This is a genomic window from Methylobacter sp. BBA5.1 (assembly GCF_000746145.1).
Taxonomy (GTDB): Bacteria; Pseudomonadota; Gammaproteobacteria; order Methylococcales; family Methylomonadaceae; genus Methylobacter; species Methylobacter marinus.
Genome location: NZ_JQKS01000023.1, coordinates 81983 through 104502 on the forward strand (window position 1 = coordinate 81983; position 22520 = coordinate 104502).

The 22520-nt window shown below is 47.3% G+C and carries 22 protein-coding genes and 4 tRNA genes; 15 read left to right on the forward strand and 11 right to left on the reverse strand.

Features of this window, described 5'->3' with window-relative positions:
- Positions 1-58 precede the first annotated feature (58 nt).
- From EK22_RS14935 to EK22_RS14965, 7 genes are all read right to left on the reverse strand, one after another.
- Positions 59-853 carry a septal ring lytic transglycosylase RlpA family protein gene (locus tag EK22_RS14935; RefSeq protein WP_020159170.1) on the reverse strand — a complete coding sequence of 265 codons (795 nt, stop codon included), beginning with the start codon at positions 851-853 and terminating at the stop codon, positions 59-61.
- Positions 846-1841, reverse strand: a complete 996-nt coding sequence (gene mltB / locus EK22_RS14940) for a lytic murein transglycosylase B (RefSeq protein WP_020159171.1) — start codon at positions 1839-1841, stop codon at positions 846-848. The genes EK22_RS14935 and mltB overlap by 8 nt, the downstream gene beginning before the upstream one ends.
- Entirely contained in the window at positions 1841-2971 is a 1131-nt protein-coding gene (gene rodA, locus EK22_RS14945) for a rod shape-determining protein RodA (protein ID WP_036252286.1), read from the reverse strand. The genes mltB and rodA overlap by 1 nt, the downstream gene beginning before the upstream one ends.
- Positions 2961-4805: a penicillin-binding protein 2 gene (mrdA, locus tag EK22_RS14950; protein WP_027147242.1), complete on the reverse strand. Its 1845-nt coding sequence runs from the start codon at positions 4803-4805 to the stop codon at positions 2961-2963. The genes rodA and mrdA overlap by 11 nt, the downstream gene beginning before the upstream one ends.
- 16 nt (positions 4806-4821) lie before the next feature.
- A complete protein-coding gene (gene mreD / locus EK22_RS14955) occupies positions 4822-5304 on the reverse strand; it encodes a rod shape-determining protein MreD (protein WP_020159174.1) in 483 nt (160 codons plus the stop codon).
- Positions 5297-6232, reverse strand: a complete 936-nt coding sequence (gene mreC / locus EK22_RS14960) for a rod shape-determining protein MreC (RefSeq protein ID WP_020159175.1) — start codon at positions 6230-6232, stop codon at positions 5297-5299. Before mreC ends, mreD begins: the two co-directional genes overlap by 8 nt.
- Before the next feature lie 91 nt (positions 6233-6323).
- A complete protein-coding gene (locus EK22_RS14965; RefSeq protein ID WP_020159176.1) occupies positions 6324-7370 on the reverse strand; it encodes a rod shape-determining protein in 1047 nt (348 codons plus the stop codon).
- A gap of 126 nt (positions 7371-7496) precedes the next feature.
- On the opposite strand from EK22_RS14965, the gene gatC reads away from it, so the two are divergent.
- The 4 genes from gatC (at position 7497) to EK22_RS24725 (ending at position 11346) form a co-directional block, all read left to right on the forward strand.
- On the forward strand, positions 7497-7784 hold the full coding sequence (gene gatC / locus EK22_RS14970) for an Asp-tRNA(Asn)/Glu-tRNA(Gln) amidotransferase subunit GatC (RefSeq protein WP_020159177.1): 288 nt from the start codon (positions 7497-7499) through the stop codon (positions 7782-7784).
- Between the two features lie 14 nt (positions 7785-7798).
- Positions 7799-9250, forward strand: a complete 1452-nt coding sequence (gatA, locus tag EK22_RS14975) for an Asp-tRNA(Asn)/Glu-tRNA(Gln) amidotransferase subunit GatA (protein WP_027147244.1) — start codon at positions 7799-7801, stop codon at positions 9248-9250.
- A gap of 11 nt (positions 9251-9261) precedes the next feature.
- Entirely contained in the window at positions 9262-10692 is a 1431-nt protein-coding gene (gene gatB, locus EK22_RS14980; protein ID WP_020159179.1) for an Asp-tRNA(Asn)/Glu-tRNA(Gln) amidotransferase subunit GatB, read from the forward strand.
- A gap of 360 nt (positions 10693-11052) precedes the next feature.
- Entirely contained in the window at positions 11053-11346 is a 294-nt protein-coding gene (locus EK22_RS24725) for a hypothetical protein (RefSeq protein WP_156830487.1), read from the forward strand.
- Between the two features lie 60 nt (positions 11347-11406).
- Here EK22_RS24725 and EK22_RS14990 read toward each other — a convergent pair whose 3' ends face one another.
- The 4 genes from EK22_RS14990 to hemA form a co-directional block, all read right to left on the reverse strand.
- A complete protein-coding gene (locus EK22_RS14990) occupies positions 11407-11826 on the reverse strand; it encodes a M67 family metallopeptidase (RefSeq protein WP_020159182.1) in 420 nt (139 codons plus the stop codon).
- A gap of 40 nt (positions 11827-11866) precedes the next feature.
- The gene (prmC, locus tag EK22_RS14995) at positions 11867-12709 is read right to left on the reverse strand and encodes a peptide chain release factor N(5)-glutamine methyltransferase (RefSeq protein WP_020159183.1); all 843 of its coding nucleotides are present in this window, start codon (positions 12707-12709) and stop codon (positions 11867-11869) included.
- 163 nt (positions 12710-12872) lie between these two features.
- Positions 12873-13958: a peptide chain release factor 1 gene (gene prfA, locus EK22_RS15000; RefSeq protein ID WP_020159184.1), complete on the reverse strand. Its 1086-nt coding sequence runs from the start codon at positions 13956-13958 to the stop codon at positions 12873-12875.
- Positions 13955-15214, reverse strand: coding sequence for a glutamyl-tRNA reductase (gene hemA / locus EK22_RS15005; RefSeq protein ID WP_027147245.1), 1260 nt, complete (start codon positions 15212-15214; stop codon positions 13955-13957). Before hemA ends, prfA begins: the two co-directional genes overlap by 4 nt.
- A gap of 298 nt (positions 15215-15512) precedes the next feature.
- On the opposite strand from hemA, the gene EK22_RS15010 reads away from it, so the two are divergent.
- The 11 genes from EK22_RS15010 to tuf all read left to right on the forward strand — a co-directional run.
- Positions 15513-17255, forward strand: a complete 1743-nt coding sequence (locus EK22_RS15010) for a tetratricopeptide repeat protein (protein WP_036252292.1) — start codon at positions 15513-15515, stop codon at positions 17253-17255.
- A gap of 2 nt (positions 17256-17257) precedes the next feature.
- Positions 17258-17851 carry a lipoprotein insertase outer membrane protein LolB gene (gene lolB / locus EK22_RS15015; RefSeq protein ID WP_036252294.1) on the forward strand — a complete coding sequence of 198 codons (594 nt, stop codon included), beginning with the start codon at positions 17258-17260 and terminating at the stop codon, positions 17849-17851.
- Positions 17832-18713: a 4-(cytidine 5'-diphospho)-2-C-methyl-D-erythritol kinase gene (gene ispE / locus EK22_RS15020; RefSeq protein WP_036252297.1), complete on the forward strand. Its 882-nt coding sequence runs from the start codon at positions 17832-17834 to the stop codon at positions 18711-18713. The genes lolB and ispE overlap by 20 nt, the downstream gene beginning before the upstream one ends.
- 4 nt (positions 18714-18717) lie before the next feature.
- A tRNA-Gln gene (locus tag EK22_RS15025) sits at positions 18718-18792 on the forward strand.
- Positions 18793-18848: 56 nt separating this feature from the next.
- Entirely contained in the window at positions 18849-19787 is a 939-nt protein-coding gene (locus EK22_RS15030; RefSeq protein ID WP_288053997.1) for a ribose-phosphate diphosphokinase, read from the forward strand.
- A 44-nt stretch (positions 19788-19831) separates the two neighbouring features.
- On the forward strand, positions 19832-20449 hold the full coding sequence (locus EK22_RS15035; RefSeq protein ID WP_020159190.1) for a 50S ribosomal protein L25/general stress protein Ctc: 618 nt from the start codon (positions 19832-19834) through the stop codon (positions 20447-20449).
- A 4-nt stretch (positions 20450-20453) separates the two neighbouring features.
- Entirely contained in the window at positions 20454-21020 is a 567-nt protein-coding gene (gene pth / locus EK22_RS15040) for an aminoacyl-tRNA hydrolase (protein ID WP_020159191.1), read from the forward strand.
- 69 nt (positions 21021-21089) lie between these two features.
- Positions 21090-21174 (forward strand) — tRNA-Tyr (locus EK22_RS15045).
- 18 nt (positions 21175-21192) lie between these two features.
- Positions 21193-21266, forward strand: a tRNA-Gly gene (locus EK22_RS15050).
- Between the two features lie 15 nt (positions 21267-21281).
- Positions 21282-21357, forward strand: a tRNA-Thr gene (locus EK22_RS15055).
- A gap of 31 nt (positions 21358-21388) precedes the next feature.
- A partial coding sequence (gene tuf, locus EK22_RS15060; RefSeq protein ID WP_036252299.1) for an elongation factor Tu occupies positions 21389-22520 on the forward strand: 1132 nt, incomplete at its 3' end.

The following is a 22520-nucleotide window of genomic DNA, read 5'->3' on the forward strand; positions in this document are numbered from 1 at the left end:
GGTTATTAGGGGTAGAGGGTGGCTCGATAAATCGTGCCTTATTGTACCATGCGAGTTTTTAATTTTGTCTGGTTTCTGTGACAAATTGAGTCTGTGTTATGCCTATTTCTGACAGTTGTTCATTCAGCTTATGGGCACTATCCACGGACTTTATTGGCCCCATTTGAACTTTATAAAGCGTGGAGTTTTTATAGGTCGAGGACAGAATTTCTGGTTGAGGCAGATGATGGGCGACGATTTTATTTTGCAACTTGACCGCTTTTTTTTGGTTGCCGAATGTGCCTAGTTGCAGATAGACCTGTTTTCTCTGTTTGGCCGCGGCTGCCTGTAGTTGGGGCAATGCTTGTTCCGGGGTTAACGCTTTGATTTCGACCATGCCCGTCCCTGTTTTATAAATCCCCAGTTTTTTTGCAGCGGTATAGGATAGGTCCAATACTCTGTTGCCATGATAGGGGCCTCTGTCATTGATGCGGACGATAACGCTGCGCTTGTTTTTCAGATTGGTAACACGGGCGTAGGATGAGATAGGCAACGTTTTGGATGCGGCGGTCATGGCATACATGTCAAAAATTTCACCGTTGGCGGTTTTTTTGCCATGAAACCTCGGTCCGTACCATGAAGCGATGCCGCGTTTCAAGTATTGGGCAATGCGGGGCAGCAGGCTTTCTTGCCGTGATGGCTCTTTATATGATGCTGCGGTATTTTGTTCGACTTCTGGCGGGGATTGATAAAGCCATGGGGTGCTGGTGCTTTCAGAATCCGGCGCCTGTTTAGTGGATTCTATAGTTTCTATCTGTTCCGTAGCGCAGCTGCTGAGAATAAAAAAGGATAGGGACACTATGATTTTATTCATGTATTGAGGCCTTCCTGTCTGAAATGGCTTGGCTTAACTGGTAAACGGCCATGGCGTATAAAGGGCTGTGATTGTAACGGGTGATCACATAAAAATTGTCTAACGCAACCCATAGTTCTTCGCCTTGTTCCTGTTCAAAGGCTAGAAGCTTTATTTTGCTGTCTAAAGGAGTAAGACCGGATGTGTCGATATTGAGATATTCTAGCTCTGCAATTGTTAAGTCTGGCTTAAGGTCGTTATTGAGTACGGTTTTATACTTTTCTCCTTCCGCTTTAACGGGAAAAGCGATAGCTTGCCCCGTTTGCCATTGATGCCGGGCAAAATAATTGGCAATGCTGGCGATGACATCTGCCTTGTTGTGCCAGATATCGCGGCGGTTATCGTTGTCGAAATCGATCGCATAGGTTCTGAAACTGCTAGGCATGAACTGCGGAATGCCCATTGCGCCAGCATAAGAACCGGTCGGATCGAGAGGATTTATATGTTCATCGCGACACAGCAATAAAAAGTTTTCCAGTTCGCCGAGAAAGAATTTGCTGCGAGGAGGATAGGCAAAGGCCAGCGTAGACAGTGCATCAATGACGCGATGATTGCCGGTATTCTGTCCATACAGCGTTTCGACACCTATGATGGCGACGATGATTTCCGCTGGAACGCCGTATTGCAGTTCGGCAGAGCGCAGGGCCCGCGCATTTTCCCGCCAGAACTCCACGCCGCCGTTAATGCGGGATTCGGTCAGGAAGATATTGCGGTATTTATACCAGGGCAATCCTTCAGCCGGCTTCGAGATGGTTTTCAGTATGTTTTCCTGTATCTCAACCGATTGAAATAACTCATTAAGTTCAGTTTTGTCGAAGTTATGTGTTTGAGTCATTTGCTTGATAAATGCATCCATGCCGTCTGTTTCGTGGATATTGGCTGTACAGGCCGTCGTGGTTAAACAGAGGCTGCTAAACAGGATGCGCGCTAAAGTGTTTTTCAGTTTCATTAGTTCGGCAAGAGCTTTCTATGAGTATGAATGGACATAAGGATACCGAATCCGGCCAGTAACGTCACTATTGATGTGCCTCCGTAACTGATTAATGGCAATGGGACACCTACGACAGGCAAAATCCCTATGACCATGCCGATGTTAACGAATACGTATACGAAAAAGGTAAAGGCCAAGCTGCCGGCTAATAACCGGCTATAGGTATCTTGGGCTTGGGAAGCTATATACAGGCAGCGGCCAATAATCAGCAGGTACAGGATCAGCAGTCCCAGGCAGCCGAAAAGTCCGAATTCCTCGGCAAAAACGGCGAAAATAAAATCAGTCGAGCTTTCCGGCAGGAAGTCCAGTTCCGACTGCGTGCTGCCCAGCCAACCTTTGCCGTAGATGCCGCCGGAACCAATGGCTATTTTGGATTGGATAATATGATAGCCTCTGCCCATCGGATCAGCTTCGGGATTTAAAAAGGTCAACACCCGGCCGCGCTGGTAATCATGCATCAAATGCCAAACGACAGGAGTCAATGCAGCCAGTGAAGCGATGATGGCCAAAATGAAGCGCCAGGAAAGGCCGGCAAAAAACAGCACACCAGCCCCGGAGCTGGCTACCAGTAAAGACGTACCCAGATCCGGCTGTTTGGCTATTAATAAGGTTGGGATAATAATCAGTACGCCGGCTATGCTAAGTTGTTTCCATTTCGGCGGTAGCGAATGCTCGGCCAGATACCAGGCAATCATCATGGGTGTGGTGATTTTGATCATTTCCGACGGCTGGAAACGAAAAAAACCCAGATCCAGCCATCGTTGCGCACCTTTACCTATCTGTCCCATGATCAGTACGGCAATGAGCAACATGATCCCCAGGCCAAACAGCAAGGCGGAATAGCGCTTAAATTGATAGGGATTGATATGGGCCAATACCGTCATCAATGCGAAAGCCAGTCCGATACGGGCCGCCTGGCGTATCAGTATGCCCGTATCCTGACTGCCGGCACTGTAAAGCACCACGAAGCTGACCATTGAAGCCAGGACCAGCGTGAGAAACAAAGGAATATCGATATGCAGTTTTCTGAGGATATTGCCTAAAGCTGAAGGGGGCTGGAATTGTTCTCTACGGGTTTCAGTTTTCATTCTCGCTCTCTAAAAATTGCTTAATGACTTTCCCGGCGATGGGCGCGGCGACTGAACTGCCATGGCTACCGTTTTCAGCGATGACGGCTACTGCAATTTTGGGATCGTCGGCTGGCGCGAAAGCGATAAACAAGGCATGATCGCGCAGTTTGAATTCAATTTCACTTTCGTTATATCTGGCGTCCTGCTTAATATTAAAAACCTGTGCGGTTCCCGTTTTGCCGCCGATTAGATAATTGATATCCTTGCCGATGCCTTTCGCTGTCCCGCGTTCGCCATGCACTACGCTGACCATGGCATTAATGATGTTATTGATATTGTTCGGTTTAAGCGGAATAGTGCCTTTATGAATTTCCGGGCCATGGGTTGTGGCATCGGAATCAACGATTTTGTCCACTAAAAACGGCGTGACAATCTGGCCTTTGTTAGCCAGGGTTGCGGTGGCTCTGGCGAGCTGCAACGGTGTCACTTGGGTAAACCCCTGACCGATGCCCGTAATCAGCGTTTCGCCAGGATACCAGGACTGTTTTCTATGATTACGCTTCCAGTCTCGGGAAGGCAGTAATCCCGCCTTTTCTCCGACCAGATCAATACCGGTTTTTTCGCCAAAACCAAATTGCTGTAAAAAATCATGCATATTATCTATGCCTAAAGAGGAGGCGAGACTATAAAAATAGACGTCACAGGATTGCATGATCGCGTCGTTCAAATTAACCGAGCCATGGCCCCATTTTTTCCAGTCCCGATAACGATGCTTGACGCCAGGTAGCTGATAAAATCCTGGACAGAAAATTCTGTGTTGGCTGCTTATGGCGTTATATTCAAGTCCTGCCAGGCCTATAAATGGCTTAAGCGTCGAGCCTGGCGGATACAGGCCGCGCAATGCCCGATTGTAAAGCGGTTGCTTATCGGATGATTGCAGTGCCTGATAGGCATCATTACTGATGCCGACAACGAACGGGTTGGGATCGAACCCGGGGCGGCTGACGAATACCAGCACGCCGCCTGTTTTGATCTCAATCGCAACGACGGCACCATTATAGATATCCAGTGCGTCATAGGCGGTTTTTTGCAGATCAATATCCAACGTCAGATAGAGGTTGGCGCCGGATGTCGGCTCCACTGAGTTTACCGTACGGATAGCCCGTGCCTGGGCATTGGTTTCGATTTCCGCATAGCCTGTTTTGCCATGCAATTGTGCTTCATAGCTGTTTTCTATGCCTATCTTGCCAACATGACTTGAGCCTCGGTATTCGGCTACAGGCAGCGACTTGAGCTCGGCTTCGTTGATCCGGCCCATATAGCCGACGACATGAGATGTCAGTTCGGCGTAGGGATAATGCCGAACCAGGTGCACTTGAATATCGACGCCCGGGAAAAAAGGCCGGGCAACGGCAAACTTCGCGAGTTCCTCTTCTGTCATGTTCATTAACAGAGGCGTACTCGTGAAGCGTTTTTCCCGTTTACGCTGTTTTTGATATTGCTGGATTTTCTCATCGGAGATATTGAGCAGCTTTTGCAGACGAAGCAACGTGTCATCCAGGTCGTTGATCTGCTCAGGGATTAGCTCAAGGCTATAAGAAGGCATGTTTTCCGCCAGAATCTTTCCGTTACGGTCATAAATCATGCCTCGGGTTGGTGGTAATGGTTTGATTTTGATGCTGTTATCTTTTGCCATGCTTGAGTAGTGTTCATGGCCGACTATTTGTAAATAGACCAGGCGAACAATCAGGGCAGACGTTAGCAGCAGTATAATAATGAACGCGACAAGAATGCGGCTGAAAAACAGGCGGTTTTCTACTAGGTTATTTTTAATCGTATATGTACGAGACATAACAGCAGTGAGTATCTTATTTAGGCCGCCGTGCAAGGCGAACAAAACGTAATGTCGTATAAACCAATGGCCAGCATAGTGTTCCTGTAATTACAGGAAGCCAGAAAGATGGGTGAAGTTGAGAAGGATGCTGAAGATTTTTTATCCAGAACAGTAGCAGTTGGGACAAAAGCAGACAGAAAAAAATAAACAGCCCTTGTTGAATCAAGGGAAATTGGCGTAGCCGTTTATGAAGTTTAAGACATAGATAAATGACCAATGAATAAGCTAATGCATATTGGCCGAATAACTTGCCCATTAGGACATCAGTAAGCAGGCCGAAGGCCCAAGCATGAAATATACCGACCCGTTCCGGTACGGCCAGTGACCAATAAATCAGAGACAGAAGCACCCAGTCGGGGTTGATCATAGCCATGATGCCCGGCATGGGCGCAATTCTTAAGCTCATCGCTAATACTATGGTCAAAATAATTCGGCCAAAGCCATAGTAGTTATTCATGGGTAGGTGTCTCGGTCTTTTTGTCGTTCGCTGTTGCTTCTGAGGTGAGAGGAATAGGGTTTGTATTGCTCCAGACGATCAATAACTCTCTGTTCCGGTCCAGCATGGCTTTAGGGGTTGCGGTAATGCTGGCAAAAGGTTTGCTGGGTTCTGGGGTGAATTGATCCACAACGGCAACAGGATAGCCTTGTGGAAAAGTGCCTCCTAAACCCGAAGTAATCAGTAAATCGCCAGTCCGGATATCAGCGTTGTTCGGTAAAAAAGGCAGGTTAAGTCGGTTCATTTGCCCGCTGCCTACCGCAATGGTCAGCAGGCCGTTTCGATTAACCTGTACTGGAATGGCATGATTAGGATCGGTGATTAACATAATTTCAGAGCTGAAAGGCAAGCTCCGAATCACTTGTCCAACCACACCGTTGGCATCAAGTACGGGCTGCTGGGGATGTACGCCAAAACGTGTGCCTTTATTGACCTGTACTATGTGTTCATAAGGGCCCGTATTGATCGACAGCAATTCCGCGATCAACACCTGTTCGCCGAGTTTAAATGAATTTTCCAGTAACGCGCGCAGACGGATATTTTCTTTTTCGAGTGCGGCCAGCTTAAGCAGTCGGGTTTGATGGACGAGTTGCTGCTCACGCAATCGCTCATTTTCTTTTTTCAGGGTCGAGTATGAACTAATGGAATTGGAAGCCTGTTCGACCAGAACAGTAGGTAAATCGACCAAGTATTTTATAGGGTCGATTAAAAGAGATAACGTAGCGCGAAGCGGGGCCAGCCGGAGAGTGGTCTGTTCCGTCGCCAGTAAGGCGATGGAGGCAATTACTGCCACTAGCAGGCGGGTATTGATCGATGGACCGGTGGCAAATAAAAGTTTGATGGCGGGTTTCCTCGGCAATTGCTCCTTGCGTTGCTCTATCTCCTGCATCCATGCAGTCATCTTATTAGTTAAAATGAAGCAACCGGGTTTTGGCCGGCCCGGTTTCTGCCAGAATAAACAGTTTAAAGGCTGTGCGTCATTACTCTAATGAAAAGGTTGAGACTCCTTTTTTATCCAGCATTTCCAGAACCATGCCGCCGCCTCTGGCAACACAGGTTAACGGGTCATCGGCAATAAACACCGGCAAGCCAGTTTCTTCCGCGATCAAGCGATCAATGTCTTTCAATAAGGCGCCGCCGCCAGTTAAATAAATGCCGCGGTTGGCAACATCGGCTCCCAGTTCAGGCGGTGTTTGTTCCAATGCCACTTTGACCGCGCCGACAATGCCTGATAGCGGCTCCTGTAACGCTTCCAGGATTTCATTGCTGTTTAAGGCAAAACTGCGCGGGACGCCTTCCGCCAGGTTGCGGCCTTTCACCTCTATTTCCCTGACTTCGCTGCCGGGATAAGCCGTGCCGATTTCAAATTTTATTCTTTCGGCTGTGGATTCACCGATTAGCGTACCGTAATTTCTGCGGACATAGTTGATAATGGCATCGTCAAAACGATCGCCGCCAATGCGGACGGAGTTGGAGTATACGATACCGTTTATGGATATGACCGCTACTTCGGAGGTGCCGCCACCGATATCCAGGACCATCGAGCCCGACGCTTCATCAACGGGCAGGCCTGCGCCGATAGCGGCAGACATGGGTTCTTCTATCAGATAAACCTCGCGTGCACCCGCCATGGCGGCAGACTCGCGGATGGCACGACGTTCAACCTGGGTTGACCCGCAAGGCACACAGATTAAAATGCGCGGGCTAGGTCGCAGCAGTTTGCTTTGATGGACTTTTTCAATGAAAAATCTAAGCATTCTTTCCGTGACGGCAAAGTCGGCGATTACCCCATCTTTTAAAGGACGGATGGCCGTGATATTGCCCGGCGTTCGGCCTAGCATGCGTTTTGCATCTACACCGACCGCTGCGATGGTTTTAGAGCCGCGAATTTTATCTTCTTTGATGGCAACAACGGATGGCTCATTAAGCACGATGCCCTGGCCGGGAATATATATCAGTGTATTAGCGGTTCCTAAATCAATCGAGAGATCATTCGAAAAAAGGCCGCGAATTCTTTTGAAGAACATTTTTTACCTGTGTCCTTTATGGGGAATAAAATTGTATTACTTTATCAATCAAGCGGGTATTTGAGCAAGATATAAAGTATCATATTTATAATAATATAGAATCTCTGAAATTTTGAGGAGTTGATAGTGTCTTTAACGACCGACGATGTGAAAAAAATTGCGCATTTAGCGCGCTTGGGAATTGATGAGTCAGACATTGAGTCCTATGCTCGGGATTTGTCCGGCATGCTGGATTTAATGGCACAGATGAGTGAGTTAAATACCGACAACGTCATACCGATGGCTCATCCGATGGATCAGGTGCAAAGATTAAGGCCCGATATTGTTACGGAACAGGATAACCGCGAGCAGTTCCAGTCTATTGCGCCACAAGTCGAAGCGGGACTTTATCTAGTGCCGAAAGTCATTGAGTAAGGGAATATGCCATGATGAACAATAAGTCAATTGCGGATTTAGCCAAGGGCCTGCGGTCAGGCGAATTTTCAAGCCTGGAACTGACTCAGATGTTTTTGGACAGGATCAAGCGACACGGCTCGCTTAATTGTTATATCACGGTCACCGAAGAGCTGGCTTTACAGGAAGCCAAGGCAGCCGACGCCAGGATCGCCAAGGGCGATGCGATGCTGCTGACCGGCATACCGATCGCACAAAAAGACATTTTTTGCACGCAAGGCGTGAAAACCACCTGCGGTTCTAAAATGCTCGATAACTTCATCGCGCCTTATAATGCCACCGTCATAGAAAAACTCAATCAGGCTGGGGCGGTCATGCTGGGCAAACTCAATATGGATGAATTCGCCATGGGTTCCTCCAATGAGACCAGCTATTACGGTGCAGTTAGAAATCCTTGGGATCGCAATGCCATACCGGGCGGCTCGTCAGGCGGTTCGGCCGCGGCCGTGGCTGCTGGACTGGCTGCCTGCGCGACCGGCACGGATACCGGCGGTTCAATTCGTCAGCCTGCCGCCCACTGCGGCATTACCGGTTTGAAACCGACTTACGGGCGCGTATCGCGCTATGGCATGATCGCTTATGCCTCCAGCCTGGATCAGGGCGGGCCTATGGCGCGTAGCGCCGAGGATGCCGCCATCTTGCTGCAGACGATGGCAGGATTCGATGAGAAAGATTCGACCAGCGTGGATTTACCGGTGCCTGATTATCGGGCTGGGCTGAATAATCCTATTGAAGGTCTCAAAATCGGGTTGCCTAAAGAGTTTTTCGGTGATGGGTTGAGCGGCGATGTGGCCGCCGTTATTGATGCGGCCGTCAATGAGTATCGGAAATTAGGTGCGCAAATCAAGGAAATCTCAATGCCTAATCTGAAACTGGCTATACCGGCTTATTACGTCATCGCTCCTGCCGAATGTTCAGCAAACCTGTCACGCTTCGATGGTGTGCGTTTTGGTTACCGTTGCTCACATCCGACGGATCTTGCTGATTTATATACGCGCTCACGCGGTGAAGGGTTCGGCAAGGAAGTCAAGCGCCGGATTCTGATGGGAACTTATGCCTTGTCGGCCGGTTATTATGATGCCTACTATATTAAAGCGCAAAAAGTTCGACGTTTGATCAGTGAGGAATTTAAAAATGCCTTATCGGAAGTCGATGTGATCATGGGACCGGTAACGCCATCAACTGCATTCGGCATAGGCGAGAAAATAGGCAATCCTATCGAAATGTACTTATCCGATATTTATACCATTGCCATTAATCTCGCAGGCGTGCCGGCCATGTCCGTGCCGGCCGGCATTGTCGACGGTAAGCCGGTAGGCCTGCAGATTATTGGTAATTATTTTGCCGAAGACCGGTTGCTGAATATTGCCCATCAATATCAGCAGGTTACCGACTGGCATCAACAACGTCCCAAAGGTTTTGAGTAAAGGAGCAAATAATGGAATGGGAAGCAGTGATCGGGTTGGAAATTCACACACAACTCGCCACAAAATCAAAAATTTTTTCCGGTGCTTCGACCGCTTATGGGGCGGAACCGAATACACAGGCTTGTGCGGTTGACTTGGGATTGCCGGGTGTTCTGCCGGTCCTTAATCAGGAGGCTGTGCGTATGGCTGTGCTGTTCGGATTGGCTATTGAAGCGGAAATTGCGCCGTATTCTGTTTTTGCCAGAAAAAACTATTTTTATCCTGACTTGCCCAAAGGCTATCAAATCAGTCAGTTTGAATTGCCTATTGTGGGACTTGGACATCTGGATATTGATGCGGACGGCGTCAAAAAACGCATCGGCATAACGCGTGCGCATCTTGAAGAAGATGCCGGCAAATCATTACATGAGGATTTTCATGGCTTGACCGGCATCGATTTAAACCGTGCCGGCACGCCGCTGCTGGAAATCGTGTCCGAACCGGATATGCGTTCGGCGAAGGAAGCGGTCGCATATATGAGAAAGTTGCACGAACTGGTGCGCTACCTGGGGATTTGCGATGGCAATATGCAGGAAGGCTCGTTTCGCTGTGATGCCAATGTGTCGGTTCGGCCAAAAGGCCAGCAGGCTTTTGGTACACGTGCCGAAATAAAAAATATCAATTCGTTCAAATTCGTTGAGAAGGCCATCAATTATGAAATTGAGCGCCAGATAGACCTGATCGAGAGCGGTGGTGCCGTGATTCAGGAAACTCGGCTTTATGATTCAGTCAAGGATCAAACCCGTTCCATGCGCAGCAAGGAAGAGGCTAATGATTACCGGTATTTTCCCGATCCCGATCTGTTGCCCGTGGTTGTCGATGAGGCATTTAAGGCGCAGGTAAAAACCACCATGCCCGAGTTGCCAGATGCGAAAAAACAGCGCTTCAAGGACCAATACGGGTTGGATGAGGAAAGTACCACGATCCTGACTTCTTCGCGTCAGTTGGCTGATTATTTCGAGATTGTTGTGAAAGAATCGGCTTGCGAAGCAAAAATTTGCGCCAACTGGGTAACGGGCGATCTCTTGGCAGCACTCAATCGGGCTGGATTAGAAATTAGCGACTCTCCCGTCAGCCACGAACGACTGGCCGGATTGTTGGCGCGCATCAGCGATAACACGATTTCCGGAAAAATCGCCAAGCAGGTGTTTGAGGAAATGTGGCGGGGCACGGCTTCGGCCGATGAGATTATCGAGGCCAAAGGTTTAAAACAGATTACCGATACCGGTGCAATAGAAGCCATAATCGATAAAATCATTGCCGATAATCCGGGGCAGGTTGAGCAATACCGTAGCGGCAAAGACAAAGTGTTCGGCTTTTTTGTCGGGCAGGTAATGAAAGCGATGCAGGGCAAGGCCAATCCTGGCGAGGTGAATAAAATGCTTAAGGACAAGCTGAAATAAGCGTTGCAGGATGCGATGTGGCAATATTTCGGCAGCAAGATATTAAATCGGTAATAGCCGGGTTATGATCGCTTGTTAGCTAGTGGCTCAATTGGTCGGAAGCCAGTTAATTTCCCCGCGCTGTTTGTTCGCCTATGATGCATTGATCTAGGCTGTCGGCCATCTGTGATGTGGTGGCCGACAGCGGAATGCGGGCAGCCATAATTTCAGCCTTTCTCCGCGAATATAAAGGTGACTGCGTCGGGTCGGGCAGCCGATCGGAAAAACTGGTTGATCGAGGCGCGAAAGCATGCTCGATAGACAGAAGGTCTTTATCCAATCCCAGGAGGTGTTGTAAATGCCCGCCTTCGGTGTAGTTTCATGGTAATGAATAAAGACCCGGATACGGTGCAGATTGGATTCCGAATCCAGCATGTTTTTGTAAACCCAATAGCGAAATTTAAGTTCCCACCAGATGGTCGCTGCATAGTTTGGGGCGGGCGAGGGCGATTCAGGCGACTGACCGAAATCACCGGCCGAGGTATGGTTGTGTCGGATGGCTGTAATCAGGTTGCATTTTTGACTTTGTTTCTCAATAAACTGATCTATCGGCGCAAATGCGCTGTCCAACGCGCGGATCAAAATCTGGATTTCAGCTTTTTAGTTTTGGCATAAAAAGCTAATGTCGCCAATAGCAGCAGTAAAATCAGAATGCGCACGGGCGTTGAGCAAATTTTAGTCTTCGCTCAATGCCATCGCAACTTCCCGCGCGATTTTATGTTCTATCCTAAAGCCGCGCAGTTCTAAAATACCTTTTGTGTTCAATGAAATGATCAAATACACCGCATCTGGATAAGCGGCTAGTTCCAGGTCGGCGGAAGAAGGCTGAGCCGGTGCGGTCGGGTGCGAATGATAAATGGCGAAAAGCTCTTCGCCCTGATTGCGCATGCTGGCCATGGCGGCAATTTGCTGCGATGCATCGAGTTGAAAGCGCTGCCCAGGCTGTTCTGCGACATTGTTTATTGGATAGCAACGAGCTGGCAGGCCATTTTTACTGCTGATAAGCCCGCAGACTTCCTGATCGGGAGATTGTTGTGCAAGATGCAATAATTGATTGGTAATTTTGCGCGGGATGTGGATTTCTTCTTGAAGCATAATTGATGGTCATAAGGTAAAAGTTAAAGTCGGCTGAATCCTACGAATTCCATTGACCGTATGTCACACGCGGCTGTCCGGATAAGTCCTGATAGGTGTGTACCTTATCATAATGCAGGTCTTGAAAAATAGTTTGCACTAGCCGTTGCTGATTATAGCCGTGCTCTATGAGTAGATGCCCGTGTGTTTTCAAACGGCTGCAAGCGCTGTTGACTATGGTCTGGATGGCTTGAAGGCCATGCTGGGCGGCGATCAGGGCTGTTTGTGGTTCAAATCGGACATCGCCTTCCTGCAGATGGCTGTCATCTTCAGCAATATAGGGCGGATTACTGACTATCAGGTCGAACTGTGCATCGGGCACATTGTCAAGCCAGTCGCTCTGCTGAAATCGGATGTTGGTGATGTGATGGAGTTTGGCATTACGCTTCGCTATTTCCAGTGCGGCCGGACTGAAGTCGGTCGCTATGACCTGAGCATGAGGGCGTTCGGCGGCCAGTGTGATAGCGATAATGCCGGAGCCGGTGCCCAGGTCCATGAGTTTGGCGGGTTGGTTGGGTGGTATCAGTTGCAGGCTGAGTTCAATTAGCAATTCGGTATCCGGACGCGGAATCAGGACATCAGGCGTGACCTGAAAGTCGCGTGACCAGAACTCCCGGTGACCAGTGAGGTAAGCAACAGGCATGCCCTTTCGTCGCTCTTCAATCAGTGCCTTAAACTGTTTCAGTTGTGTCGCTTCCAATTGTTTGTCGGGCCAGGCGCGCAGATGGGAGCGGTCTTTTTGAAGCACTTGGCATAGTAATATTTCGGCATCCAGTAAAGCGGATTCGGAGATGGAGGCTAATGTACTGGCGGATTCTGCCAGCGCGGATTTAATGCTGTGCATTCAGTTTAGAGAGTGTGAAAATATTTAATTTATAAGGATTTAATCAAGAAGAGCACGAAGTCTTACGGTATTGATTAATTTAATTTTCTTCTTAGTGCTCTTCGTGATCTTAGTGGTGAATGAGGCTTTTTATGACGTTTTCACTCATTCTTCCACAGTCTCTTTAGTCTTCGCCCAGTTGAGTCAACAGTTCGGACTGGTGCTCGCTGATCAGTGGCTGAATGACCTGTTCCAGGCCACCCTGCATAATGTCGTCAAGTTTATAAAGAGTCAAATTGATTCTGTGATCGGTTATCCTGCCTTGCGGATAGTTATAAGTGCGAATACGCTCGGAGCGATCGCCGCTGCCGACTTGCAGTTTTCGCGTCGCTGCCTGTTCGGCATGGTGTTTTTCCTGTTCGGCGGACAATAGACGTGATTGCAGCAAGGACATCGCTCTGGCGCGGTTTTTGTGTTGAGAGCGTTCGTCCTGGCATTCGACCACGACCCCGGACGGAATATGTGTAATGCGTATAGCTGATTCGGTCTTATTAATGTGCTGTCCGCCAGCGCCGGAGGAGCGGAAGGTGTCGATGCGCAGGTCGGCCGGGTTGATATCGATGGCATCGATTTCCTCGGCTTCGGGCATGACGGCAATCGTGCAGGCGGAGGTGTGGATTCTCCCTTGCGATTCGGTTTCAGGCACGCGTTGCACGCGGTGCGCTCCGGATTCGAATTTTAGCTGAGAGTACACGTCCTGTCCGGAAACACGGAGGATGATTTCTTTGTAGCCACCGTGATCGCCGGGGCTTTCGCTGATAATTTCGGTTTTCCAGCCTTGTCTTTCGGCGTAACGTTGATACATGCGAGCCAAGTCGCCTGAGAATATGGCAGCTTCATCGCCGCCGGTTCCCGCTCGGATTTCCAGGAAAATATTGCGGTTATCGTTGGGATCTTTGGGCAGCAATAGAATTTGCAGTTCATGTTCCAGAGTTTCTATCAGGTTTTCAGCGTCGATAACTTCTTCCTTGGCCATTTCTCGGAGTTCCGGATCGCTATCATTGGCCATTTCTTTGGCGGATGCTCGCATTTCCTGCGCATTCTGATAACGTTTGTAACAATCCACGAGCGGGTTGATCTGGGCGTACTCCTGGCTTAGCGAGCGAAATTTATTTTGATTGTTTTGAACTTCAGGTTCGGAAAGCAATGCTGCAATCTCGTCGTAGCGTTCGCACAAGTTTTCGAGTTTATGTTGTATGGATGATTTCATTGAGTTTTTTTCAATTTAAAAATTTCACGCGCTGCGGCAACCAAGTCGTGTCTTTCGTTCTCGCCGGCTTCTCTGATTTGTATGCTGGGTGTGTGAATCAGCTTATTGGTCAAGCTGTGAGCAAGCCGATTCAGTACTTCTTCGGGTGGAATGCCATTTTTCAGTAGCGCTAACGCTTTTTGCAGGGCTTCATCACGTGTTCGTTCCGCTTGGCTGCGATAGTCTCGGATTGTCGACTGAGCGCCTTGTGACCGTAACCAGGCTAAAAAGTAGCCAACCTGCGTGTCGATGATTTCTTCTGCCTGTTCGGCCGCCTGGCGGCGCGAGTTCATGTTCTGGTCGATGGTATTTTGCAGGTCGTCAATCGTGTAAAGATACACATCACTGAGTTGTTCGACTTCAGCTTCAATGTCGCGCGGAACAGCCAGATCCACCATGAATATAGGCTTGTGCTTGCGTTTTTTAATCGCGCTTTCAACGCGACCCTTGCCAAGAATGGGCAATTGACTGGCTGTCGATGAGATAACAATGTCCGCTTCGGCCAAGTGTGTGGGCAATTCGGATAAGGCAATGGCATAACCGTTAAACTGCGAAGCTAAGGTGTGAGCTTTATCATATGTGCGATTGGCAACAATAATGCGGCCTATGCCCTGTTGTGACAGGTGGCGAGCCGCCAATTCGATGGTTTCTCCAGCTCCGATCAGCAAGGCGGTCTGCTCGCTGAGCTTGTCAAAAATTTGCTGTGCCAATTGGACTGCTGCAAAAGCGACCGAGACCGGGCTGGAACCGATGGCGGTATCGGTGCGGACTTTTTTGGCGGCTGAAAACGTGTGCTGAAATAATTTGCCTAACTGTTTACCTAAAGTTCCAGCTTCATAAGCGGTCTGGTAGGCCGTTTTCATTTGACCGAGAATTTGTGGTTCGCCTAGTATCATTGAATCCAGGCCGCATGCTACCCGAAACATGTGTCGAATTAACTGACTATCAGTATGGCAGTAAAGGTAGGGTGTAAATTCAGCAGGATTAATGTTTCTGCTTTTGGCAACCCAATCAATCAGGGTCTGTTTGTTTGCCGTGGTTGATTTGCAGTAAAACTCGGTTCGGTTACAGGTTGAAAGAATCGCGGCTTCACTGATGTCTTTCAGCTTCCATAGCTCCAATAGTGATGATCCCAGGATTTCGGCAGGGAATGCCAGGCGCTCCCGGATGGAAACCGGCGCGGTATTGTAATTAATCCCTACTGCAAGAAGTGTCATGGTGTTGATGGTTAAGAGTTAGTATATTTTATAACATTATAATAATATTTTTATACAGTGATCTTTTTATCCTGACGCTGACTTGGGCGGACAGGAACTTTGCTTTAGCCAGCGCGTCCACAGCTTTACAAGTTTACTGAGAGCCGATGGCGTTTAGGAAAATTCAAAGTATATTATGTGGATGTATTCTAAGAAATATAATAGCTTTATCCAAATGGAATAAATCAGCTGTCCGAATCAACTGGTTTTTCTGATAATCTATAGCTTATATGTATTGAGTGATAAATAGGACGATTGCGTGGTAATTTTTAGATTGTTTTCAGTGCTAACTCTGGTCTTGCTTAATGGTTGCGCCGCACCCGCTAAACAAAATGCGCAGGAAGAATTCGTTAAGCCGGTCAGAATATCCCAGGTAAAGGGAGAGGGTCAGTCTAGCGATACAAAAACGGATATCGATCCTGACGTGCTGTATATGTTGTTGACGGCAGAGCTTGCGGGGCAAAGAGGGCAGTACGAGATTGCGCTGGAAGGCTATATGGAGGCCGCCAAGCGGGTCCAGGATCCGCGGTTTGCTGAAAGAGCTGCAAAGATTGCTATGTACATGAAAGATAGTGATAAAACGAAGGAGGCCATTTCCTTATGGCTGGCTCAGGATCCTGACAATATGACTGCCAGAAAAATTGCTGCATTATCAGCTTTAAGGTCAGGTGATAAACAAGCTGCTATTGAGCATTTGGATAAATTGCTGATTATTGACCCTGCCGGTTTTGAGAGTTCCATGCTGGAATTGGGGTCTGTGCTGGAAAAAGAGAATAAGGTTGCCTTTCAGTACGATGTGTTGGATTCATTGGTTTTGCGGCATCAGGACCAAGCTGTAATTTATTTTGTACAATCATTATTAGCTATGCAAATGAAAAATAGTGATCTGGCTGAAATGAAGATACAGCAGGCCTTAGATGTACAGCCAGACTGGGATAAGGCACAGATATTTCAGGCCCAGATAGCCGTGTTTTCAGGTGAATTAAATAAAGCGGTTGCGCTTTTGGAGAAGGCTTCCGCTAAATATCCGGAAAACAACAAAATTAAAAAGCTGTTGGCTCAGGTTCTGATTAAAGAGGCAAAATACGAAGAGGCGGGAGATGTTTATCAAGCTGTGATCGCGGCAAATCCAAAAGATGCTGAAAGCCAGTTTGCCTTGGCATTGATAAATTTGCAATTGGACAGAGAGAGTAAGGCTGAGGAGATTTTCAAAAAACTAGTGGACCAGCCTGAGTGGCACTCTCAAGCTAGTTTCTATTTGGGAAAAATGGAAGAAAAGCGCGGGAATACCGAAAAGGCGCTGGCTTGGTTTGATAAAGTAAAGGATGGGCCGTTTGTCTTTGAGGCGGCAATTTCTGCAATTTCATTGCTAGCAAAAGATAATCAATTTGATGAAGCGAGCTCTCGATTAGATGTGTTGCAGAGTCAATTTCCAAAGCAAAAGCTACGCCTCATTCTTATACAGGCAGAGCTGTACAGTCAGCAAAAGCGTTATGAGCAAGCATTTGATTTGTTAACTGATGCGTTGGCGATTATGCCTGATCAGAAAGAATTGTTATATAGCCGGGCATTGATGGCTGAGCGGCTCAATCAATTAGAAATATTAGAGGCCGATCTAAAGAAAATATTAAGCGAAGATCCTGATAATGCAGAAGCGCTAAATGCTTTGGGATATACCCTGGTGGAGAAAACTGATCGTTATGCAGAAGCGGAGAAATATCTGGAGCAAGCGCTCAGGCTGAAGCCTGATGAAGCAGTGATCATGGATAGCTATGGGTGGTTGAAGTTCAAGCAGGGAGATGTCAAGCAAGCTTTGCTTTATCTTCAGCAGGCATACGACAAGCAGCAGGAGGGCGAGATAGCTGCGCATCTTGCTGAAGTTTTATGGTTTATGAATAGAAAGGTTGAGGCCAGGAAAATATTTACTAAAGCAATTAAAGATGCACCCAAAGATGAAAGTCTATTGGATTTTCAAAAAAGAATATTAAATGCTGCGGAATAATCGTGTCATATTTTAAGGGAAAACTGCTTGTTTTCAGTTGCCTGGTTTTGCTGATGCCGTCCTGTACGGTTGTGCCTGTCGAGCCTGGTGCATATTATTCAAGAGCTGCAAAAGCACATCTTTATGAGCTAAAGCAATGGGCATTTGATGGGCGGTTGGCGGTATCCGGGGTGAATGATTCTTGGTCGGCAAATATAAGTTGGGTGCACGCTCCGGGCGAGGATAAGATAAGGTTATCTGGGCCTTTAGGGCAGGGCGCCATGTATATTCGGTTACTAGATGACTTCGTTATTTTAGATCGTGGTGATGGTAAGGTGGAATCTTCGGCGCATTCGGAAGAGTTTATTAATCAACAGTTGGGCATGTTTGTGCCTGTGCATTCATTGCGTTATTGGGTGGTTGGTTTGCCCGAGCCTTCCAGAAAATTTGAGGAGACCGGTAATGGTTTTAAGCAGGCAGGTTGGCAAAGTGAATATAAAGAAATGCAGCGTGCCAGCGATGAAATTATGCCGCGCAAAATTACAATAACGAATAATCAGGTCAAGTTAAAGTTAATCGTAGATCAATGGAATTTAAATGACGCAAAAGCAAAGTAGTCAGTCCGCATGGGCGGAGAGATGGCCTGCGCCGGCAAAAATCAATTTAATGTTGAGAATTATTGGTCAAAGAGATGATGGATATCATTTATTGCAGACCGTGTTTCAGTTTGTGGATTTATGCGATTGGATAACATTTCATTCAGTTGATAACGAACGAGTGAGTTTGTATAAAGCGATCCCCGGTGTTCCAGAAGAAGATGATTTAACGATTAGAGCGGCCAATCTGCTAAAAGCAGAAACCGGGTATGCTCGTGGAGTATGCATTCAAGTAGAAAAAAATTTGCCTATGGGGGGTGGCCTGGGTGGTGGCAGTTCTGATGCGGCTACTACTTTAATTGTACTGAATGAGTTGTGGGGACTAAGGTTACCGGCTGACAAATTAATGAAATTAGGGTTGTCCTTGGGTGCGGACGTGCCAGCGTTTTTGTATGGATATTCTTCATGGGCGGAAGGGGTTGGTGAAAGGCTTGAAAAAATAAATATCCCAGAACAATGGGTTGTTATTATTAAACCTGATTGTCATGTGAATACAAAAGAAATATTTTTGGCAAAAGATTTGACACGGAATAGCAAATCGATCACAATAAACGACTTTATAGCAGGTCAGCACCAAAATGATTGTCTTGATGCTGTCCGTAAGCGTTACCAGTCTGTTAAAGATGCTTTGGTTGGTTTGTCTAGATATTCTGAGGCAAGGCTAACCGGGACGGGGGCTTGTGTTTTTGCACTGTTTGATTCGGAAATTGCTGCGATCAGTGCCTGTGATTCTCTTCGAGATAAGTGGCAGGTCTATCTGGCTAAAGGGGTCAATGAGTCGCCTTTGTTTTCAAAGCTGAAGTTTGGTAAGTATATATCTTGATTATTGGGCCGTCGCCAAGCGGTAAGGCACGGGGTTTTGATCTCCGCATACCAAGGTTCGAATCCTTGCGGCCCAGCCATTTACCTCCGCTAAGTTAAATTTCAGTTTGGGAGTGCTTGAATGAGTGACACCTCTATGATGGTGTTTTCTGGAAATGCTAACCTGGCTTTGTCTGAAGGGATAGTTAGAAAGCTCAATATGCGCCTCGGCATGGCTACCGTCGGTAGATTTAGCGACGGTGAGGTTGCGGTAGAGATAGAGGAAAATGTCCGTGGTAAAGATGTTTTCGTCATTCAGCCCACCTGTTCTCCTACCAATGAAAACTTAATGGAATTGCTAGTGATGATTGATGCGCTCAAGAGAGCGTCCGCATCACGGATTACCGCTGTCATGCCTTATTATGGCTATGCACGGCAGGATAGGAGGTCTCGGTCAGCGCGAGTGCCTATTAGTGCTAAGCTGGTTGCTAAAATGATTGAGCAGGCGGGTGCAAGTAGGGTATTGACTGTTGATTTGCACGCTGACCAGATTCAGGGTTTTTTTGATATACCAGTTGATAACGTATATTCATCGCCTATTCTCCTTGGTGATGTTTGGCGGCAGAAGTATAAGGACTTGATTGTGGTCTCGCCGGATGTGGGTGGCGTGGTTAGGGCGCGTGCGCTGGCTAAGCGACTGGATGATGCGGATTTAGCAATTATTGATAAACGCAGACCAAAAGCTAATGTTGCGGAGGTTATGCATATTATCGGTGATGTTAATGGGCGCACTTGTGTCTTGATTGATGATTTGGTTGATACTGCAGGGACTCTGTGTCATGCGGCGGATGCACTGAAAAAGCATGGGGCAATAAAAGTGGTTGCTTACTGTACGCATGCGGTTCTTTCTGGGAAGGCTATGAAAAATCTCTATGGTTCAGAGCTTGATGAGTTGGTGGTTACTGATACTATACCATTGAGTGAAGAGGCTATTAGCCTGGGAAAGATAAGGCAGTTGAGTGTTGCTGAGATGTTGGCTGAAACTATTAGGCGCATAGCGGTGGGTGAGTCAGTCAGTTCGCTTTATGTAGATTGATATAATTTTTTTGTGCTTGAGAAGGCGCGGAGTTGAGAGGAAAAATGTCTAACGTATTTGAGTTTGTTGCCGAAAGTCGTAAGCAGTCAGGTAAAAACGCAGCTAGAAGCGTGCGTCGTCAAGGTAATGTGCCTGCGGTAATATACGGTGGGCATGGTGAGCCTCAAATGTTGGTGTTGAGTCATAATGAGGTTGTCAAGCATCTTGCTCATGAGGCGGTTTATTCACATGTTCTTGATGTTACAATCGATGGAAAGAAAGAGAAGGCTATTTTAAAAGGTGTTCAGCGTCATCCTGCTAAAGTTCAGGTTTTGCACTTGGATTTTATGCGTGTCAGCATGTCGGAATCTCTAAAGGTGCATGTTCCTTTGCATTTTATCAACGAAGATACTTCCGTTGGTGGAAAGAAGGGCGGGGTTGCTACTCATTCAATGGTTGACGTGGAAGTGTCATGCTTACCTGCGGCTCTGCCAGAGTATATTGAGGTGAATCTGGCAAATTTAGATATTGGCGAGTCGGTTCATCTTTCTGATCTGGTTTTGCCGGCAGGTGTGGAAATTATTGCGTTGGCGCAAGGTCCGGAGCACGATCTTCCTGTTGTATCGATGATGGCTTCAAAAACCAGTAAGGAAGAAGAAGTTTCTGAAGAGGCTTCAGAATAAGAAAGTGATTAAGCTTATAGTTGGCCTGGGAAATCCGGGGCGGCAATACGAAAAAACCCGGCATAATGCTGGGTTTTTGTTTTTAGATGTTCTGGCTTCTGAGTTGGGGTGTGTTTGGTTAAATGAACCTAGGTTTCAGGGGATGTTTTCAGAGGCTCTTATTGCTGCTGAAAAGGTAATGCTTTTAAAGCCGGGTGTCTTTATGAATCTTAGCGGACAATCTGTAGGTAAGGTTGCGCGGTATTATAAGTTGGCTGCAGAAGAGATTCTGGTTGTTCATGATGAGTTAGACTTGAACGCTGGTATTGTAAGGCTTAAGGCTGGTGGTGGTCATGGTGGTCATAATGGGTTAAAAGATATTATGGCTCATCTGGGCTCGAAAGATTTTTATCGATTGAGAATAGGCATTGGTCGTCCTGTAGTTGGATGCGCTGTTGTTGACTATGTGTTGTCAGTCCCCTCAAAAAATGAATGGGGATTAATTAAATCTGCAATTGATTTAAGCATTAATTATGTAGATAAACTGGTCGTTGGTGATATGGCGACAGTAATGAATGGTTTGCATTCATAAGTAATAAACTTAAATAAATAGTTGACAGATTATCTTTCTTGCAAGATAATAGTCAGCTTATCCGATATCGGAGGGGTTCCCGAGCGGCCAAAGGGATCAGACTGTAAATCTGCCGGTTCTACCTTCGGAGGTTCGAATCCTCCCCCCTCCACCATCTATTTATAAGAAATCTGCGGGTGTAGTTCAATGGTAGAACTCCAGCCTTCCAAGCTGATCACGTGGGTTCGATTCCCATCACCCGCTCCAAATTTTCTGTGACAGGCCCATATAGCTCAGTAGGTAGAGCACTTCCTTGGTAAGGAAGAGGTCACCGGTTCAAATCCGGTTATGGGCTCCAGTTGTAGTGTTGATTGTTAAAGGTGTATTTAATGGCTAAAGAAAAATTTTCACGTAGCAAGCCACATGTAAACGTAGGCACCATCGGTCACGTTGATCATGGCAAAACCACACTGACAGCAGCCTTGACTAAAGTAATGGCTGAATTGCAAGGTGGAGAAGTCAAAGCCTTTGATCAGATTGATAATGCACCTGAAGAAAGAGCGCGTGGTATTACTATTGCCACTTCGCACGTAGAATATGAATCAGCTACGCGACACTATGCGCATGTGGATTGTCCGGGCCATGCTGACTATGTGAAGAATATGATTACCGGTGCAGCGCAAATGGATGGCGCTATTCTGGTTTGTTCGGCTGCAGACGGTCCCATGCCGCAAACCAGAGAGCACATTCTGTTGTCCAGACAGGTTGGCGTGCCTTACATCGTGGTCTTCCTGAACAAGGCGGACATGGTTGATGATGCGGAGTTGATTGAACTGGTTGAAATGGAAATCAGGGAATTGCTGGATATGTATGAGTTCCCTGGCGATGATACACCGATTATCGTAGGTTCTGCATTAAAAGCCTTGGAAGGTGATGCCAGTGAAATTGGTGTGCCCTCGGTTATTAAATTGGTGGAAGCGCTGGATAGCTATATTCCTGAGCCGGAAAGAGCGGTAGATGGTGCGTTTCTGATGCCGATCGAAGATGTATTCTCAATTTCAGGTCGGGGTACGGTAGTAACCGGTCGTGTTGAGCGTGGCATTATCAAAGTAGGGCAGGAAGTTGAAATTGTCGGTATCAGACCGACCGTTACCACGACCTGTACCGGTGTTGAGATGTTCCGTAAATTGCTGGATCAAGGGCAGGCGGGTGATAACGTCGGTGTGTTGTTAAGAGGCACAAAAAGAGATGAAGTGGAGCGGGGGCAGGTGTTGGCGCATAAAGGCACCATCAAGCCACATTCACACTTCAATGCAGAAATTTACGTTCTGTCCAAAGATGAGGGCGGTCGCCATACGCCATTTTTTAATGGATACCGTCCACAGTTCTATTTCAGAACCACGGATGTGACTGGGGCGGTTACGTTGCCAGAAGGTGTGGAAATGGTCATGCCTGGCGATAACATCGCTGTTGAAGTGAAACTGATTTCACCAATTGCGATGGAGGAAGGTTTGCGTTTCG